General features: G+C 40.7%; 14 protein-coding genes. 5 read left to right on the top strand and 9 right to left on the bottom strand.

What is annotated here, in order from left to right; translation table 11 throughout:
* Positions 1–10: 10 nt before the first annotated feature.
* The 5 genes from ACORHU_RS01360 to ACORHU_RS01340 form a co-directional block, all read right to left on the bottom strand.
* Positions 11–514 (bottom strand): tRNA (cytidine(34)-2'-O)-methyltransferase, encoded by a 504-nt coding sequence (locus tag ACORHU_RS01360; RefSeq protein ID WP_434364594.1) that lies wholly within the window; start codon positions 512–514, stop codon positions 11–13.
* Positions 515–706: 192 nt separating this feature from the next.
* Positions 707–1537 carry an energy-coupling factor transporter transmembrane component T family protein gene (locus ACORHU_RS01355; RefSeq protein WP_434364593.1) on the bottom strand — a complete coding sequence of 277 codons (831 nt, stop codon included), beginning with the start codon at positions 1535–1537 and terminating at the stop codon, positions 707–709.
* Positions 1522–3204 carry an ABC transporter ATP-binding protein gene (locus ACORHU_RS01350; protein ID WP_434364592.1) on the bottom strand — a complete coding sequence of 561 codons (1683 nt, stop codon included), beginning with the start codon at positions 3202–3204 and terminating at the stop codon, positions 1522–1524. Before ACORHU_RS01350 ends, ACORHU_RS01355 begins: the two co-directional genes overlap by 16 nt.
* Positions 3205–3372: 168 nt before the next feature.
* Positions 3373–3918: an ECF-type riboflavin transporter substrate-binding protein gene (locus ACORHU_RS01345; RefSeq protein ID WP_049533843.1), complete on the bottom strand. Its 546-nt coding sequence runs from the start codon at positions 3916–3918 to the stop codon at positions 3373–3375.
* 15 nt (positions 3919–3933) lie between these two features.
* Positions 3934–4782: an SAM hydrolase/SAM-dependent halogenase family protein gene (locus ACORHU_RS01340; protein ID WP_153196201.1), complete on the bottom strand. Its 849-nt coding sequence runs from the start codon at positions 4780–4782 to the stop codon at positions 3934–3936.
* A gap of 188 nt (positions 4783–4970) precedes the next feature.
* Here ACORHU_RS01340 and trkA point away from each other — a divergent pair, with 188 nt between their 5' ends.
* Positions 4971–6320 carry a Trk system potassium transporter TrkA gene (trkA, locus tag ACORHU_RS01335; protein WP_000691678.1) on the top strand — a complete coding sequence of 450 codons (1350 nt, stop codon included), beginning with the start codon at positions 4971–4973 and terminating at the stop codon, positions 6318–6320.
* A 3-nt stretch (positions 6321–6323) separates the two neighbouring features.
* Complete coding sequence (locus tag ACORHU_RS01330) at positions 6324–7763, top strand: TrkH family potassium uptake protein (protein WP_004248019.1); 1440 nt, start codon at positions 6324–6326, stop codon at positions 7761–7763.
* A 299-nt stretch (positions 7764–8062) separates the two neighbouring features.
* Here ACORHU_RS01330 and pflB read toward each other — a convergent pair whose 3' ends face one another.
* Positions 8063–10387 carry a formate C-acetyltransferase gene (pflB, locus tag ACORHU_RS01325; protein WP_000260627.1) on the bottom strand — a complete coding sequence of 775 codons (2325 nt, stop codon included), beginning with the start codon at positions 10385–10387 and terminating at the stop codon, positions 8063–8065.
* Between the two features lie 238 nt (positions 10388–10625).
* Here pflB and dinB point away from each other — a divergent pair, with 238 nt between their 5' ends.
* Entirely contained in the window at positions 10626–11687 is a 1062-nt protein-coding gene (dinB, locus tag ACORHU_RS01320) for a DNA polymerase IV (protein WP_285305966.1), read from the top strand.
* Positions 11688–11872: 185 nt separating this feature from the next.
* On the opposite strand, the gene ACORHU_RS01315 is transcribed toward dinB, so the two are convergent.
* Both ACORHU_RS01315 and ACORHU_RS01310 read right to left on the bottom strand, forming a co-directional pair.
* Positions 11873–12718 (bottom strand): undecaprenyl-diphosphate phosphatase, encoded by an 846-nt coding sequence (locus ACORHU_RS01315; RefSeq protein ID WP_434364591.1) that lies wholly within the window; start codon positions 12716–12718, stop codon positions 11873–11875.
* 62 nt (positions 12719–12780) lie between these two features.
* Complete coding sequence (locus tag ACORHU_RS01310; RefSeq protein WP_434364590.1) at positions 12781–14670, bottom strand: DUF2207 family protein; 1890 nt, start codon at positions 14668–14670, stop codon at positions 12781–12783.
* Between the two features lie 138 nt (positions 14671–14808).
* Here ACORHU_RS01310 and ACORHU_RS01305 point away from each other — a divergent pair, with 138 nt between their 5' ends.
* Together ACORHU_RS01305 and ACORHU_RS01300 are read left to right on the top strand one after the other, a co-directional pair.
* On the top strand, positions 14809–16374 hold the full coding sequence (locus ACORHU_RS01305; RefSeq protein ID WP_434364589.1) for an ABC transporter substrate-binding protein/permease: 1566 nt from the start codon (positions 14809–14811) through the stop codon (positions 16372–16374).
* Positions 16374–17138, top strand: coding sequence for an amino acid ABC transporter ATP-binding protein (locus ACORHU_RS01300; protein ID WP_000189479.1), 765 nt, complete (start codon positions 16374–16376; stop codon positions 17136–17138). Before ACORHU_RS01305 ends, ACORHU_RS01300 begins: the two co-directional genes overlap by 1 nt.
* A gap of 172 nt (positions 17139–17310) precedes the next feature.
* Here the strand turns inward: ACORHU_RS01300 and ACORHU_RS01295 are convergent, their stop codons facing one another.
* Positions 17311–17526, bottom strand: coding sequence for a hypothetical protein (locus tag ACORHU_RS01295; protein ID WP_001130036.1), 216 nt, complete (start codon positions 17524–17526; stop codon positions 17311–17313).
* Positions 17527–17939: the final 413 nt, after the last annotated feature.

Raw genomic sequence — 17939 nt, 5'->3', positions numbered from 1 at the left:
TTTTCATTATTTATTTCAATTTATCCACTTCATAGGTATGAACAAGCTCAAGACCTGCAAAGTTCTGCTGGCGAAGGGCTTCGTAAACAATCATGCAGACGGTATTAGAGACATTGAGGCTGCGGACGTGTTCATCATTCATAGGAATACGGAGAGCCTTTTCAGGATGTTCTCGCATAAAGTCCTCAGGTAAACCCTTGTCTTCACGTCCAAAGAGAAAATAATGGTCTTTGTTAGTCGATAAATCCACATCAGAATACACTTTCTCAGCAAATTTAGAAATCAGATAAAGTTTGCCCTTCATCTGAGACATGAAATCCTCCAAACTCTCGTAAAAATAAATTTCTAGCTTATCCCAATAATCCAATCCAGCTCGCTTCATCTTGCGGTCGTCAATAGGAAAGCCCATTGGCTTGATGATGTGGAGGGGAGAATTGGTCGCAGCGCAAGTACGCGCGATATTGCCTGTATTTTGTGGAATTTGTGGTTCAAATAATACAATGTGATTTGTCATGACTTGCTTCCTTTCACCATTGCAAAAAAATAGCCACACTGCCCGGAGTCAAGCTCAGCAAACAGCGTGGTTAAGGCATCGTTAACTTACCTCACAACAGGTTTGAAGTAAATCAGCGAAACTACTTTCTTAGTATAACACTTTCAGAATCATTGTCAATAGAAACGACTTGATTTTTTCAATTTTTTCAAGCTATTTCCAAGGATTGTAAAATCGTCCCTGATTCTGCAAGATAAGTAGTAAACTAGCTACTAAAAACAAGGCTGCCAAGAGCAAGGTAATATAGTCTCCTTTTTTCAAGGCCTGATAACTATACCAAGTGCGTTTTTTCTCTTTCCCAAAGCGTCGAAGCTCCATGGCGGTCGCGATGGTATCAATCCGTTCTAACGAGCTAAAAATCAAGGGAGTAATAATGAGCAGATTGCCTTTGATTCGTTGCATAAGAGAAGCTTTCTTGGATAATTCCATCCCACGCGCTTCCTGAGACATCTTGATAGTAAAGAATTCTTCCTGCAAATCTGGAATATAGCGCAAGGTTAGACTGACAGAATAGGCAATCTTATAGGACACACCGATTTGATTTAAACTGGAAGCAAACTGACTAGGGTGGGTTGTCATCAAAAAGATAATAGCTAGAGGAATGGTGCAAAGGTACTTAATAGCCAGATTTAGCAGATAAAAGAGCTCTTGACTGGTCAGAGTGTAGGCACCGATTCCCTGCCAAATCACACTTCTCTCTTCGTAAAGTCCAACCCCATACTCGGGAGAAAAGAGATAGACCATCAAAACGTTTAAAACGGCAAATACCGTCGCAAAAACGGCTACAAAGGAAACATCTTTAAAACGGATTTCTGACAAATAGAGGAGAAATACCGAAAAGATGGCAATCAGAACAAGCAGTCTGGTATCATAGCTAATCATAGCCGCCAATGACACGAGGATGAAAAAGAGGAGTTTACCAGCTCCTGACAAGCGATGAATCACAGTATCTCTATGCTGGTAACCGATTAATTTAGCTTGCATCCTTCTCTCCTTTCCTTGTAAAATGCCGTTAAAGCAAGTGGATCCACGTCGAGTTTCTTAGCTAAGTTAAAGATAGAGGTTTCTTTTAGATTGGCTTTTACTAACAGCTCGGGATTACTCAATAGACTGGCTGGATCAGTATCGGCAATCAATTCTCCATCCACCATGACAAGGGCTCGGTCTGAATAATCCAGCATCAATTGCATATCATGGGTAATCATGACAATGGTATGACCTTTTTGATGCAGTTCTTCAAGAAATTCCATAATCTCAGTATAATTCTTCTGGTCTTGACCTGCAGTTGGTTCATCTAGGAGGATAATTTCAGCCCCCAAGACCAAAATTGAAGCAATGGTGACACGTTTTTTCTGACCAAATGACAGGGCAGAAATAGGCCAATTACGGAATTCATAGAGACCACAGATTTTCAAAGTTTCATAGACTCTCGTTTCAATTTCCTGCTCGTCTACACCTCTTAAACGAAGTCCCAGAGCTACCTCATCAAAAATCATATTGGTTGAAATCATTTGATTGGGATTTTGCAGCACATAGCCTACTCGTTCCGCCCGCTCTGCAACAGAATCTCCTTTGATATCCTGTCCTTCCCAAAGATAGCGACCTTCCGTCTGGATAAAGCTACTTAAGGCCTTGGCTAGGGTTGACTTCCCTGCTCCATTTTTCCCAACAATGGCAATCTTTTCACCCTTTTTAATATCCAAATGTAGGGACTTTAAAATCGGTCTATCATCATAAGAAAAAGATACATCCTCTAATTTAAAGAGTGACTGCAATTCTGGGGTTTCTTTTACCAGTTCCGTCCGCAACTGAACATGGCCTTTTGAGATAGACAAGTTATCCAAATTTGCTAATTGTTCTTCCTTAGCTAAATTCACACCTAATTGACGTAAAGTGGTTAGATAAAGGGGTTCGCGAATTCCATTTTGGGTCAACAAATCAGTCGCCAATAACTGATCAGGACTCCCATTAAAGAGGATGCGGCCATCGTTTATAAGAACAATCCGATCCACAGGGCGATGCAGAACATCCTCCAAACGGTGTTCGATAATAAGGGTCGTCGTCCCCTCTTCCTTATGAATCTGATCAATCAATTCGATAATATCCTGACCTGACTTGGGATCAAGATTGGCGAGTGGCTCATCAAACAAGAGAATCGGACTCTCATCAATCAAGACACCAGCTAGACTAACCCGCTGCTTTTGTCCACCTGATAAATCCTGAGGACGCTGAGCTAGTAAATCAAGAAGGTCCAGCTTTTCAGCCCATTTATGAACACGCTTTTTCATCTCTTCTATAGCTGTCACATCATTTTCCAGAGCAAAAGCCAAATCCTCTGCCACGGACAAGCCGATAAACTGCCCATCTGTATCCTGCAAAACCGTGCTGACCAGATGAGATTTATCGTAGATGCTCATATCAAAAGCTGCTTGCCCCTTGATCAAAAATTCTCCAGACATCTGCCCCTTGTAAATATTGGGAATAATTCCATTCAAACACTGACCCAAGGTAGACTTACCTGACCCAGATGGCCCAACAATTAAGACTTTCTCTCCCTTGTAAATGGTCAAGTTCACCCCTTGCAAGGTCGGTTCTTGTTGTGTTTCATACCGGAAAGAGAAATCCTTCCACTCAATTATAGCTTCTTTCATCTTACTCTCTTCATTCGCTTCTTAGACTTCTATTTTATCATAAATCTACCCCTTCTTGCAGACTCTTCTCTTAAAATCTTAGCGCCAAAAATATTCCTATCCTAACTTACTTTCCTAACTAATCTATAAACATCGAAAAAGGCTGGTTGTCCAGCCTTTTCCCTTATGTTAATCCTTTTTCAAACTTCCTGAACGAGTTTGCGTACGTGAATAAGCTAGCAAGAGAAGGGTACCTGCGATAGCTATAGTTACAGCATTAGCAATTCCCGCAACAATTCCTTGGGCAAATACTTTTTCTGCCGCTTCTTGATAAATCACTACGTCTCCAAGTGGTGCCAAGACACCCCAAACCAGAGCATTTGCAACAATCTGAATGAGGTTAAAGAAGACAATATCCTTCAACCCAAAAACACCTTGTGTTACTCGAATGTATTTTCTAAAGAGTCCTACAGCTAGACCAAAGAGACCACTAGCAATAATCCAAGTCCACCACAGACCATAGCCAGCAAGAGAGTCCTTCACTGCATGCCCAATTAAACCAACAAGTAATCCCACTAGAGGGCCAAAAATGATAGACAAGAGGCTCTGTACCGCATACTGAAGCTGGATGCTTGTATTTGGAACGGGTGTCGGAATGCTAATCATACCGATAACAACAAAGAGCGCAGCTCCAACACCGATAGCAACAACTTGTTTAATTGATTGATTTTTCATCTATATTCTCCTATTTTATGATTCTATTTTCTTTATTTCAATGGTCCAAGATGAACCGACACCCACATTATAGGCCTTGGCAAAGGAACCTTGATTGATAGCCAGACCTAAACGATAGAGAGAGTTGATGTAAAGGATGGGTTGCCCAATTCTCACATCTGCAAATGACTTGCCATAGACAACCTGATTTTGATAGACCAGCATATCAGCGTGATAGATAGTCACTTCAAAACGGTCACCAAATTCTGGTTCCAGTTTATAAAACTCTTCTCGTGTGATAGAGGTCCAAAGCGAGCCGAAACGCACATCCAGAATATCAATAGCTCCCTTCACTAAATTGTCTTCAATGATAGTCTCTACGACTGGAAGCTCCACAATCTGATCCACACTGAGCTCTGGCCCCACTTCCTCAAAAGTAATGTGACCACTGGCTAATTTAGCTCCAGTATAAGCATAAACATCACGACCGTGGAAGGTATAAGAATGCTCTGTATTTTGACGTCTATTGGCTACCTCAGAAATTTCACGAATGGCTACAATACCAACGTGTTTCTTAATAAAAGAAAGAGTCCCATTGTCTGGCGTGACAATGTATTGATTTTTTGCAGTCTTGGCAACCACACTCTTACGTTTCGAGCCGACACCTGGATCGACCACCGATACAAAAGTAGTTCCCTCAGGCCAGTAATCCACCGTCTGAAAGAGTCGGTAACTCCCCTCAAAAATATTATAAGGCGTGATATCGTGCGTCAAATGATGAATTTTTAAGGTTGGAGACTCTTCTAAAGCCACTCCAATCATAGCCGATACCGCACCATCAACCAGACCAAAGTCTGATTGTAGTACCAACAAATTATTATTCATTTTATCTCCTTGTATATCCTTTATCATACCATATTTCAGAGAAAGGTGCTAATAGCTATTTTAATTGCTTAGGGTATAGTTTTACCTTATAGCAAATTTCCTACTAAAAGCTCTTGTTATTAGCTAGTAGGTGCATTTTTTCTTGAAAAAAGGTATGATAGTTACATCATGAAAAAGTAGGTTTTATTATGAAAATTATCCTTGTCGGAGGGGGAAAAGTTGGTTTTGCCCTCTGTCGCTCCTTGGTTGCAGAAAAGCACGATGTTTTACTGATTGAGCAAGACGAAGCCGTCCTCAATCATATTGTCAATCGCTTTGATATCATGGGTATCCTTGGTAACGGGGCCGATTTTGCCATTCTTGAGCAAGCCAGCGTCCAAGATTGTGACATCTTTATCGCCCTGACTGAGTACGATGAAGTAAACATGATTGCAGCCGTTCTAGCCAAGAAAATGGGGGCTAAAGAGACTATCGTTCGGGTGCGTAATCCTGAGTATTCTAACTCTTATTTCAAAGAAAAGAATATTCTCGGTTTTTCTCTTATCGTTAACCCTGAGCTCTTGGCTGCCCGCGCCATCGCTAATATCATTGACTTCCCCAACGCCCTCTCTGTCGAACGCTTTGCTGGTGGACGCGTTAGCCTCATGGAATTTGTCGTCAAATCCACTAGCTGTCTTTGCCAAATGCCCATTTCTGATTTTCGGAAAAAATTTGGCAATGTCATTGTCTGTGCAATAGAGAGGGATCATCAAATTATCATCCCAAGTGGTGACATGACTATACAGGATAAAGATAGAATCTTTGTCACTGGTAACCGTGTTGATATGATGCTCTTCCATAATTATTTCAAATCTCGTGCTGTGAAGAGCCTTCTCATCGTCGGGGCTGGAAGAATTGCCTATTATCTACTAGGTATTCTCAAAGACAGTCGTATCGATACCAAAGTCATCGAGATTAACTCTGAAAGAGCACGTTTCTTTAGTGAGAAATTCCCTAATCTCTATATTGTCCAAGGAGATGGTACCGCAAAAGATATCTTACTAGAAGAAAGTGCTCAAAACTATGATGCAGTAGCAACCCTAACAGGAGTTGACGAAGAGAATATTATTACCTCTATGTTCCTTGATAGTATCGGAGTGCAAAAAAATATTAGCAAGGTTAACAGAACTAGTCTCCTTGAAATTATCCATGCGCCTGATTTTTCAAGTATCATCACACCTAAAATCATCGCTGTAGATACAATCATGCACTTTATTAGAGGTCGGGTTAATGCCCAGTATTCAGACCTTCAAGCCATGCACCATCTAGCAAATGGTCAAATCGAAACCCTGCAATTCCATATCAAAGAAGCCAATAAAATGACTGCCAAACCTCTTTCTCAACTAAAATTGAAAAAAGGGGTTCTTATTGCAGCCATCATTCGAAAGGGCAAGACTATTTTCCCTACTGGGGAGGATACGCTTGAAGTAGGAGACAAGCTCCTAGTAACAACCTTGTTGCCAAACATCACCAAGATTTATGACTTGATCGCGAGGTAAGAAATGAATAAAAGTATGATTCGTTACCTCCTTTCAAAGTTACTTTTGATTGAAGCTGTTCTCCTCTTGGTTCCTGTAGCTGTCGCTGTCTATTACCGCGAATCGAGCCAAGTCTTTACAGCTCTCTTTACAACGATTGGGATTCTCGTATTACTAGGTGGTTCAGGAATTTTACAAAAGCCAAAAAATCAACGGATTTACGCCAAGGAGGGAATTTTGATTGTTGCCCTCTGTTGGATCCTTTGGTCTTTCTTTGGGGGGCTCCCCTTTGTTTTTGCTGGGCAAATTCCCAGCCTTATCGATGCCTTTTTTGAGATTAGTTCTGGCTTTACAACTACTGGAGCAACTATTCTAAACGATGTTTCGGTCCTCAGTCGCTCCCTCCTCTTCTGGCGAAGTTTTACCCATTTGATTGGAGGGATGGGAGTGCTTGTTTTTGCACTTGCTATTATGGATAATGCCAAAAACAGCCACCTAGAGGTAATGAAGGCTGAGGTTCCTGGCCCCGTATTCGGTAAGGTTGTATCCAAGCTAAAAAACACCGCTCAGATTCTATATCTCCTTTATCTAGCCCTCTTTTCCCTTTTTGTGATTATCTACTATCTAGCCGGTATGCCTCTCTACGATAGTTTTGTTATCGCTATGGGGACTGCAGGTACCGGGGGATTCACCGTCTATAACGACGGAATTGCCCACTATGGTAGCTCACTGATTACCTATCTAGTTAGTATCGGAGTTCTGGTTTTTGGGGTAAATTTCAACCTCTACTACTACCTCATGCTCCGTCGCGTCAAATCCTTCTTTGGAGATGAAGAACTTCGTGCCTACTTGATCATCGTTCTAATTTCTACAGGCTTGATCAGCCTCAATACCCTCTATCTCTACCCAGGATTTTCTAAGAGTTTTGAAATGGCCTTCTTCCAAGTTTCCAATATCATTACAACGACTGGTTTTGGTTACGGAGACATTACCAACTGGCCCCTATTCTCCCAGTTTATCCTCCTCTTCCTCATGGGAATCGGTGGTTCTGCTGGTTCAACCGCAGGTGGACTCAAGGTTATTCGAGGCCTTATCCTTTCAAAAATTGCCAAAAATCAGATTTTGTCAATCCTATCGCCCCACCGTGTTTTGACCCTCCATGTTAATAAAACTGTGATTGACAAAGATACCCAGCATAAAATTCTCAAGTACTTTGTCATCTATGCTATGATTTTGTTATCACTTATCTTTATTGTCAGTCTAGACAGCAATGATTTCCTGATCGTTACCAGCGCTGTCTTTAGCTGTTTCAATAATATCGGACCTATTCTAGGAACCACTTCTAGCTTCGCAATCTTTAGTCCTATCTCAAAAATTCTCCTCTCCTTTGCAATGATTGCAGGTCGTTTGGAGATTTATCCAATCCTACTTCTCTTTATGAAGAGAACTTGGTCTAAAAGATAAAATACAACCACACCTTGTATCTAACAAAGTGTGGTGTTTTTATTTCAGACTACCTCTTCAACTCAACCAACTCTTTTTAAACAAAGTGAGACACTTCAGAGAATGACTTAAAATATTTAATACTCAATGAAAATCAAAGAACAAACTAGAAAGCAAGCTATAGAGTTCTCAAAATACTGCTTTAAGTCAGCCGATAAAACTAGCGTGGTTTGAAGAGATTTTGTCAGAGTATAAGAATCCAAAAAACAACCCTCAGTCGACTGACCGAGGGTTACTTATTTCATTATTCAAGAACTTGATTAGCTCAATGCATCCAAGGCATCATCCATTGAAAGAACTTCGTGGAAGACACGTTGAGTTAACTCAGCTTTTTGTTCTGGAGTGAGGTATTTAGTGTTTACACAGTATCCAGAAATACGTACGATAACGTCTTCACCTGACATGATCTTTTCATAAACATCGTTCAAGTCCATAACGTTCAAGTTAACGTGTTGTCCACCGTTTTCAAAGTAACCATCAAGGATTGTTACCAAGTTATCAACTTGTTCGTCACGGGTCTTACCAAGAGCGCGAGGTGATACTTGTGTAGTCAATGAGATACCGTCAGCTGCATAACTAAAGTCAAGGCTAGAAAGTGAGTTCAAGTTTTGCAACCATCCACCTTTAGCTTTGTTAGATGGGTTAGCACCTGGTGAGAAGAATTCCAGTTTAGACAAGTTCACAGAACCATCTTCGTTGAGGTATACACCTTTGTGGACTGGTGAGTTACCAGTTTGTTTAGAGTAAGCAACGTTAGATGTGATTGTCAAAAGTGATACTGTAGCTTCAGCGTCTTTGTAAAGTTTGTGGCTACGTAGACGAGTTGTGTAAGCTTCGATCAACCATTCTGCCAATTCGTTTGAACGTGGGTCATCTTCACCCCAACGTGGGTATTCACCGATTGTTTCGTAATCGTAGATGTAGCCATTTTCGTCACGGATTGGTTTAACTGTAGCGTACTTGATAGCTGACAATGTATCAACAGTGTTGGCAAATCCACAGATACCGAATCCCATGTTGGCACGTTGTTTAGTTGGCAAGAAGGCCATTTGAACAGCTTCGTAGTTGTACTTATCAGTCATGTAGTGGATGATGTTCAAAGCATCTACGTAAGTGTCAGTCAACCAGTCAAGAGATTTTTCAAAGTTAGCTTTAACTGATTCGAATTCAAGAACTTCGTCACGGATTGGTTCGATGTCAAATACTTTGTAGTCTTTGTGAACATCGTCGTAACCACCGTTCAAACCAGTAAGAAGGGCTTTCAATACGTTTACACGCGCACCGAAGTACTGGATGTTGTGGCGTTGTTCTTCATTTTCTGGGTCAAGCGGAGACACACAGCATGAGATACAGCTCATTTCACCATATCCGTCTTTAGCCATTGTTGTTACACCTTCGTATTGGATAGAAGAGTGTTTGTGGCTCATGTGCATACAGTAGCGACGGAAGTTGTATGGCAATTTATCAGTCCAAAGAACTGTCAAGTTTGGTTCTGGAGAGTTACCGATGTTGTCAAGAGTGTTCAAGAAACGGTAGTCCATCTTAGTAACACGGTGACGACCGTCGTTACCCATACCTGCCATAGAAGTTGTGATGAAAGTTGGGTCACCTGAGTACAATTGGTCGTAAGCTTTTGTACGAGCAAATTTAACTGTACGAAGTTTCATAACGAAATCATCAACGAATTCTTGGATTTCTGATTCAGTAAATGTACCACGAGCAAGGTCACGTTCTGCAAAGATGTCAAGTACAATTGGCACACGACCTAGAGATGTAGCCGCACCGTTGATTACACGGCAGACAGCCATGAAGGCGATGTTAACCCATTGGATTGCTTCTTTAACGTTCATCGCTGGTTTGCGAACGTCAACTCCGTAAAGATCACCCAAGCGAACAACTTGTTGCAATGCTTGGTATTGAAGATTGATTTCTTCACGAAGACGGATTGTTTCTTCATCGATTTCTTCGATTGCATTCCAGTCGTTTACTTTTTCTTGCATCAAGTAGTCTGCACCGTAAAGAGCAAGACGTGCGTAAACACCGATGATACGTCCGCGTGAGTATGCATCTGGAAGACCAGTTACAGTGTGTGCGTGACGAGCGCGACGGATATTTGAAGTGTAGGCACGGAAAATACCGTCGTTAACTGTTGTTACATATTTAGTGAAGATTTCGTGAACAGCTGGGTCTGGTTCGTATCCATTTTCTTTCAAAGTAGTTTCAGCCATACGGATACCACCTTTTGGCATGAAGTTCAATTTGAAGAGTTCATCATTTTGGATACCAAAGATAACTTCGTTTTCTTTATCGATAAATCCTGCTGGGATGTCAGCGATAGATGTTGGACGAGTGTCCATTGGGAAACGAGTTTCTTCGTAGTGAGCCTTAGTTTCTTCTACAATTTTTTTGATGTGAAGTGAACGTTCTGTTGGTCCAGCAAGGAAGCTTTCGTCTCCATCATAAGGTGTGTAGTTAGCTTGTACGAAGCGTGATACACTTGCTTTTTCTTTCCAATCTACGCCTTTGAAGCCTTCCCAAGCTTTGTCAAAAATATCTTGTGCTTCAACAACTGTCTTAACAACCATGTTAATGTCCTCTTTTTTCTTTCTAGTAACAGTCATCTGTTACATTCATGAGACAAGTATACCACACAGTAACCGATTTCAACAAGTAACAAACCCCTGTTTTTACACTTTCTTTTCTAAAACAGTCTATATTTCGCCCTAAACTGTATTATATTTTTGAAAAAAATATACCCTTTTTTCCTTTTTTCAGAAAAAAGGGTATAATAAAAGAAAATAAGCTGTAAAAAAGGTGCTAGGCATGTTGATTTTTCCCTTATTGAATGATTTATCAAGAAAAATCATCCATATTGACATGGATGCCTTTTTTGCTGCGGTAGAAATCAGGGATAATCCTAAACTCAGAGGAAAACCTGTCATTATCGGAAGTGACCCTCGGCAAACAGGTGGACGTGGTGTCGTTTCTACCTGTAGCTATGAGGCACGAGCTTTTGGTATCCATTCTGCCATGAGTTCCAAGGAAGCCTATGAGCGTTGTCCCCAGGCCGTCTTCATCTCAGGGAATTATGAGAAATATAAGTCTGTGGGCCTCCAGATTCGAGCTATTTTTAAGCGCTATACAGATTTGATTGAACCCATGAGCATTGACGAAGCCTATTTGGATGTAACAGAAAATAAACTCGGGATTAAGTCAGCGGTCAAAATCGCTCGCCTCATTCAAGAGGATATCTGGCAAGAACTTCATCTAACTGCTTCTGCCGGTGTTTCCTACAACAAATTCTTAGCTAAAATGGCCAGTGATTATCAAAAACCACATGGTATGACAGTGATTCTACCTGACCAGGCTGAGGATTTTCTCAAACAAATGGATATTTCCAAGTTTCATGGAGTAGGAAAAAAGACAGTAGAACGTCTGCATCAAATGGGGGTTTTTACTGGCGCTGACCTACTTGAAGTTCCTGAAGTGACTCTAATAGACCGTTTTGGCAGACTGGGCTATGACCTTTATCGAAAGGCTCGTGGCATTCACAACTCCCCCGTCAAATCCAATCGCATCCGTAAATCAATCGGCAAAGAGAAAACCTATGGAAAGATTCTCCGTGCCGAGGAAGACATCAAAAAAGAGTTGACTCTCCTATCAGAACGAGTCGCTCTCAATCTCAATCAACAAGAGAAAACTGGAAAAATTGTCATTCTGAAAATCCGCTACGAGGACTTTTCAACTCTTACTAAACGAAAAAGTCTTTCTCAAAAAACACAGGATGCTAGTCAGATAGGCCAAATAGCCCTGCAACTCTATGAAGAATTAAGCGAGAAAGAAAGAGGTGTCCGCCTATTGGGGATTACCGTGACTGGATTTTAATACTCTTCGAAAATCTCTTCAAACCACGTCAGCGTCACCTTACCGTAGGTATATGTTACTGACTCTGTCAGTCTTATTTACAACCTCAAAGCAGTGCTTTGAGCAGCCTGCGGCTAGCTTCCTAGTTTGCTTTTTGATTTTCATGGAGTATAAAACCTTGAAGAGTTGCCCCTTCAAGGTTTTTCTTATACAAATAAACGAACAAAGCTATAAAGTAGCAAGACACCACCAAGCACGATACGGTATTTACCAAAAAGAGTAAAGTCGTGTTTTTTCACATAGCTTGTCAAGAAACGAATAGCGACCATGCTGACTGCAAAGGCTACTCCCATCGCAACCAAGAGCAAGAACAATTGCCCAAAGCTCAAGACCTGTCCTGCTTTCACAAATTTGAAAATCTTTAAGGCACTAGCTCCAAACATAACAGGAATCCCAAGATAGAAGGTAAATTCTGTCACAACAGAACGACTGGTTCCATTCAATAAACCACCGACGATTGTGGCTCCAGAACGGCTAGTTCCTGGTAAAAGGGCAAGAACTTGGAAGAGTCCGATATAGAAAGCTGTCGTATAAGGAAGTTTGTCCAACTCTGTTACACTTGGCTCGATAGCACGCGCTTTATTGCGCTTTTCCAAATAGATAAAGGCAATCCCATAAATAATCAACATGAGAGCAACAGAAACCATGTTATGGAAATGGGTATCAAACCAATCATCAAACTTAAATACGGCAAGCAAAGGTAAAGTTGCAACCAAGACCTTCAACCATAGTCTCCAAGTCTTACGAACTTCCTGCTTGTCCTTAGTCGGTTTGAAAGGATTGAGCTTATTAAAGTAAATAACCATGACCGCCAAAATCGCACCTAATTGAATTACAACATTAAACATGGACATAAAGGCTTCGTTTTGATTTTGATATTGGATAAATTCCTCTGCTAAAATCAAGTGACCTGTACTAGAAATCGGCAACCATTCCGTAATTCCTTCAACAATCCCGAAGAAGATAGATTTTAAAATTTCAATAAGATACATAGATTACTCCTTTTTTTCTATCTTCCATTATAGCATATTTTTTCAGCCTGTGATAGCTCTCTTTAAAAGGCACCGATACTGCCACCACCGCCGCCACCAGAGAAGCCACCGCCAGAACTTCCACTTCCAGAAGATACGGAGTAGGTACTTGCTGTATTTGCGACACTAGCATAGTGGCTCATTTGCGCGCTTGAATGATAAAACATATTATGCCAGCCATAAGCTACATAGAGATTGATATCTGGATTTTCTACTTGGATGTGATGAACCTTCATCAAATGGCTGACCTTGTCCGCATAGCCAAATAAAGTCGCATAGACCAAGAGGCGATTCCAGACCACAATACTTTCCAATTCAGCCTGATCCAATCGTGCAATCTCACGCAACATATTTTCAAAACTGGTCCAGAGATAGTAGACTTCTGCTCCTGCTTCATTTAGGACACCATCACGATTATCTAATCGAAGCTTCCAATAATAGAAAACAGCCAAAACCAAACCTAGAAAACCAAGTATTGGCAAGGGGAGGTAAAAATAAGCATGAACATCCAAACTATACAAGAAAAAGCCAAATCCAATAAATAGGGGTAAAATAGTAGAGAGTCCCATACCTACTTGCAAGGCCTTTTCCCCACCAGTTAAAGGACGATAATAATCTGGAAGTCCCCAGAAGGAAACTCGCTTTCTCACTCCTTCTTGCATCTCTTTCAATACCTCTTCAAAAGATGATTTGAGCTGACGCCCCTTTGCTTGAATCCGTTTTTCATCAGAGACTTTTGCTCTACGATAAAGACTATCAGATACCTTGTAATCCGCAAACAAATTGGAAAGAGTTGCTTCTTTTTTTCCTGAAAAGGCCAGATTTAGGCAGTCTTTCTCAAAACTGGACAAACCATCTTCTTTTACCAGCCTCAAACCAACTGCGTCTCCTTCTGAAATAATAGAAACATTCCCACGGTCTATCACATCTAACAAGGTAGCTTGAATAAGTTGGTCAAAGGTGAATTTACCTGCTCCTTTTGTTAGAGGACTCACTTCCTCCAAGGAGGTCGAGTAAACAGCCTCTGATAAAACCATAGGCTCTAATTCCATTGGTGGTTCATAGAGACGATGATTTTTGGCATATTTGACTGAAGGAGTGGTCTTTCTTCTATAGATAAAATAGAAGCAGACGCTCAATAACAAGGAAATGGAAAGTAGCAAAGGAAATACCCAAGTAAGGAGTTGTTTACTTTGCTCTTTTTCTTTAACAATCGAGCCTTCTATCTTATTAAACTCTTCTAAACGATTCCCTTTCAATCCCTGATCCCTAGCGCTAGTAAAATCGGTCCTAGGCCAGTAGGCATGCAATTCAACTCCACGCTTAGGTGGAAGATCGTCTAAACGAATAGTATAATCAAGATTACTCTTTTCAACCGTTCCCTCTCTAAAAAGTTGCCCTGTGTGGAAAAAGAGTTTTTCAGCCCCCTTGTCTCCCCTTACATGAAATTCAAACTTTCCAATAGTCCCTGAACTATCTGTCAGAGGCTGCCAATTTAATTCAGCGATATCATCATAAAGGAAAAGCAAATTCTTTAAGTTCCAGATAAGGTCAACTTCAACTGTATCGCCATCTTGACCTGGATTATAAACTTTAACAGTATAACCATCTGCTCCTTCTGTCACTTCGCTCGTAACATCTGTCAGTTCAGCACCATTTTTCGAAGCCTGAACCTTTGGATGAGGGTCAATGTCAAATCCGCTAGGCATCTTGCCTGCACGACCAAGCCCCACGATTTGACCCTTAAAGTCCTCCTCAAACTGGTAAACTATCTTCTGTCTAAATTCTGCTGTATTGTCTGCATGAATATACAAATCACCTTGATAAGAGTTTATCTTGAAATCAATGGCAAAAACAGAGAATGGCAGAAGACAAAACAAGCCTAACACTAGTAAGAAAAAAGTTTTTTTCATCAACTAAGCCCCCTTTTTATATTTGTTATCATTATATCATTTTTTCTCAAGTAAGGGCTTACCTATATTGAAAAATAGAGTTTTTTTCGATAAAATAGGAGACAGTTATTTTTTAATAGATTAGAAATAGGAGAAATCATGAGAAAAATATACTTATCTATTTTCACAAGTCTCTTGCTGATGCTGGGATTTGTTAATGTTGCCCAAGCCGATGAATATTTACGCATCGGAATGGAAGCAGCATATGCTCCCTTTAACTGGACTCAGGATGATGATAGCAATGGAGCTGTCAAAATCGACGGGACTAACCAGTACGCTAACGGATACGATGTTCAAATCGCCAAGAAAATCGCTAAGGACTTAGGTAAAGAACCTTTGGTTGTTAAAACCAAGTGGGAAGGTCTAGTCCCTGCCCTTACTTCTGGTAAGATTGACATGATTATCGCAGGTATGAGTCCAACTGCCGAACGTAAACAAGAAATTGCCTTTTCAAGCAGTTACTACACTAGCGAACCAGTTCTACTAGTCAAAAAAGATTCTGCCTACGCAAATGCTAAATCTTTAGATGACTTTAATGGTGCGAAAATCACTTCTCAACAAGGTGTCTACCTCTACGACTTGATTGCACAAATCTCAGGTGCTAAAAAAGAAACAGCCATGGGAGACTTCGCCCAAATGCGCCAAGCTCTTGAGGCTGGTGTCATCGATGCCTATGTTTCTGAACGCCCAGAAGCTCTGACTGCTGAAGCTGCTAACTCTAAGTTCAAGATGGTCCAAGTGGAACCAGGTTTCAAAACTGGGGAAGAAGATACAGCTATCGCCATTGGACTTCGTAAAGATGACAATCGTATTAGCCAAATCAATGCCAGCATTGAAACCATTTCAAAAGACGACCAAGTTGCCTTGATGGATCGTATGATCAAGGAACAACCTGCAGAAGCTACAACAACTGAGGAGGCTAGCAGTAGTTTCCTCAGCCAAGTAGCTAAAATTCTTTCTGAAAACTGGCAACAACTCTTGCGTGGTGCTGGTATCACTCTTTTAATCTCTATCATCGGAACTATCACAGGGCTCATTATTGGACTTGCCATTGGTGTCTTCCGTACTGCTCCTCTATCTGAGAATAAAGCCATTTATAGCCTACAAAAACTAGTCGGCTGGATCCTCAATGTCTACATTGAAATTTTCCGTGGCACACCAATGATCGTTCAATCGATGGTTATCTACTATGGAACTGCCCAAGCTTTCGGTATCAACCTTGACCGTACACTGGCCGCTATCTTCATCGTTTCGATTAACACTGGTGCCTACATGACTGAAATCGTCCGTGGTGGTATCCTAGCAGTTGACAAGGGACAATTTGAAGCTGCGACTGCTCTTGGTATGACCCATAACCAAACCATGCGTAAGATTGTCCTGCCTCAGGTTATCCGTAACATCCTACCTGCAACTGGTAATGAATTTGTCATCAATATCAAAGATACATCTGTATTGAACGTTATCTCTGTTGTCGAACTTTATTTCTCAGGAAATACCGTGGCAACACAAACTTATCAATACTTCCAGACATTTACAATCATCGCCGTGATTTACTTTGTCCTCACCTTCACCGTAACACGTATCCTCCGCTTCATCGAACGCCGAATGGACATGGATACCTATACTACAGGTGCTAACCAAATGCAAACGGAGGATTTGAAATAATGACCCAAGCAATCCTTGAAATTAAACACCTCAAAAAATCCTATGGACAAAACGAAGTGCTAAAAGACATTTCTCTCACTGTCCACAAGGGAGAAGTTATCTCTATCATCGGAAGCTCTGGAAGCGGGAAATCGACCTTCCTACGCTCCATTAACCTACTTGAAACACCAACTGATGGACAAATCCTTTATCATGGACAAAACGTCCTCGAAAAAGGCTACGACCTCACGCAATACCGTGAAAAATTGGGAATGGTTTTCCAATCCTTTAACCTCTTTGAAAATCTCAACGTTCTTGAAAACACAATAGTCGCTCAGACAACAGTCCTTAAACGTGAACGCACAGAAGCTGAAAAGATCGCCAAAGAAAACCTAGAAAAAGTCGGCATGGGAGAACGCTACTGGCAAGCGAAACCCAAACAACTCTCAGGCGGTCAAAAACAACGTGTGGCTATCGCTCGTGCCCTCTCCATGAATCCAGACGCTATTCTCTTTGACGAACCAACATCAGCTCTCGATCCAGAAATGGTTGGAGAAGTCCTCAAAATCATGCAGGAACTGGCCCAAGAAGGCTTGACTATGATTGTCGTGACTCACGAGATGGAATTCGCTCGTGATGTCTCTCACCGTGTTATCTTTATGGATAAGGGTGTCATTGCTGAAGAAGGTAAGCCAGAAGACCTCTTCACCAATCCTAAAGAAGACCGAACAAAAGAGTTCCTTCAACGCTATCTCATACTCAATGAAAATCAAAGAGCAAACTAGGAAGCTAGCCGCAGGCTGTACTTGAGTACGGCAAGGTTAAGCTGACGTGGTTTGAATTTGATTTTCGAAGAGTATCAAATAAAAAGAAAAGGCTGCATCAATCGTGCAGTCTTTTTGCTGTCCTCAAAATGAAAAGGCAGACCCAATTCAAGAATCCGCCATTATCCAAAGATTAATCTTCAAATTTTTCATGATTTTTTTCATAGAAATCAATTAAACCTAGAGCTGTTTCAAATGAAATATTTTTTACTTTTGCACGACCCTGCGCTAGAGCAATGATAGACATTTCACGCGCATTCGTTTCTTTAGAGATACGGTAGCCTGTGATTTTCTTATCACGAACCCAGCCAACAACTGATTCTACTTTTTCAAAGTTTGACTTAGCCATGTCCTTCTCCTATTTTCTTCTTTACGATATATTATTCTATACGTTTTTATGTCTTTTGTCAATAAAAAAACATATATTCAATAAAACAAATGATTTAGTTTTTTATTACTTCTTTTTTAAAGCCGATAATATATAGGTTTTTAGTTGCTATAACCCATTAGTAAGCGCCCCGAAAACAATTGAATTATTAAACTTCAAATTCGCAAAAATATTCATCGAGAAAAAATACCAGTTTCTCAATAGGATAAACAGGAGTCATATTCTATATCTTCATTTTAATCTATAAGTTTGTCAAAGAGAATCTTCCTTTTCGGACTATCTCATATCTATTTTGTCCTTTCTATTTCCTTTGGTTACCTTCCTGTTACTATTTAACTTTTTTAACCGGTACAATTGACTTATCTCATCAAATT

The organism is Streptococcus sp. KHUD_015 (assembly GCF_051106265.1).
Taxonomy (GTDB): Bacteria; Bacillota; Bacilli; order Lactobacillales; family Streptococcaceae; genus Streptococcus.
The sequence above is the reverse complement of the archived record's forward strand: the minus strand, read 5'-3'. Positions and strand labels throughout refer to the sequence as shown.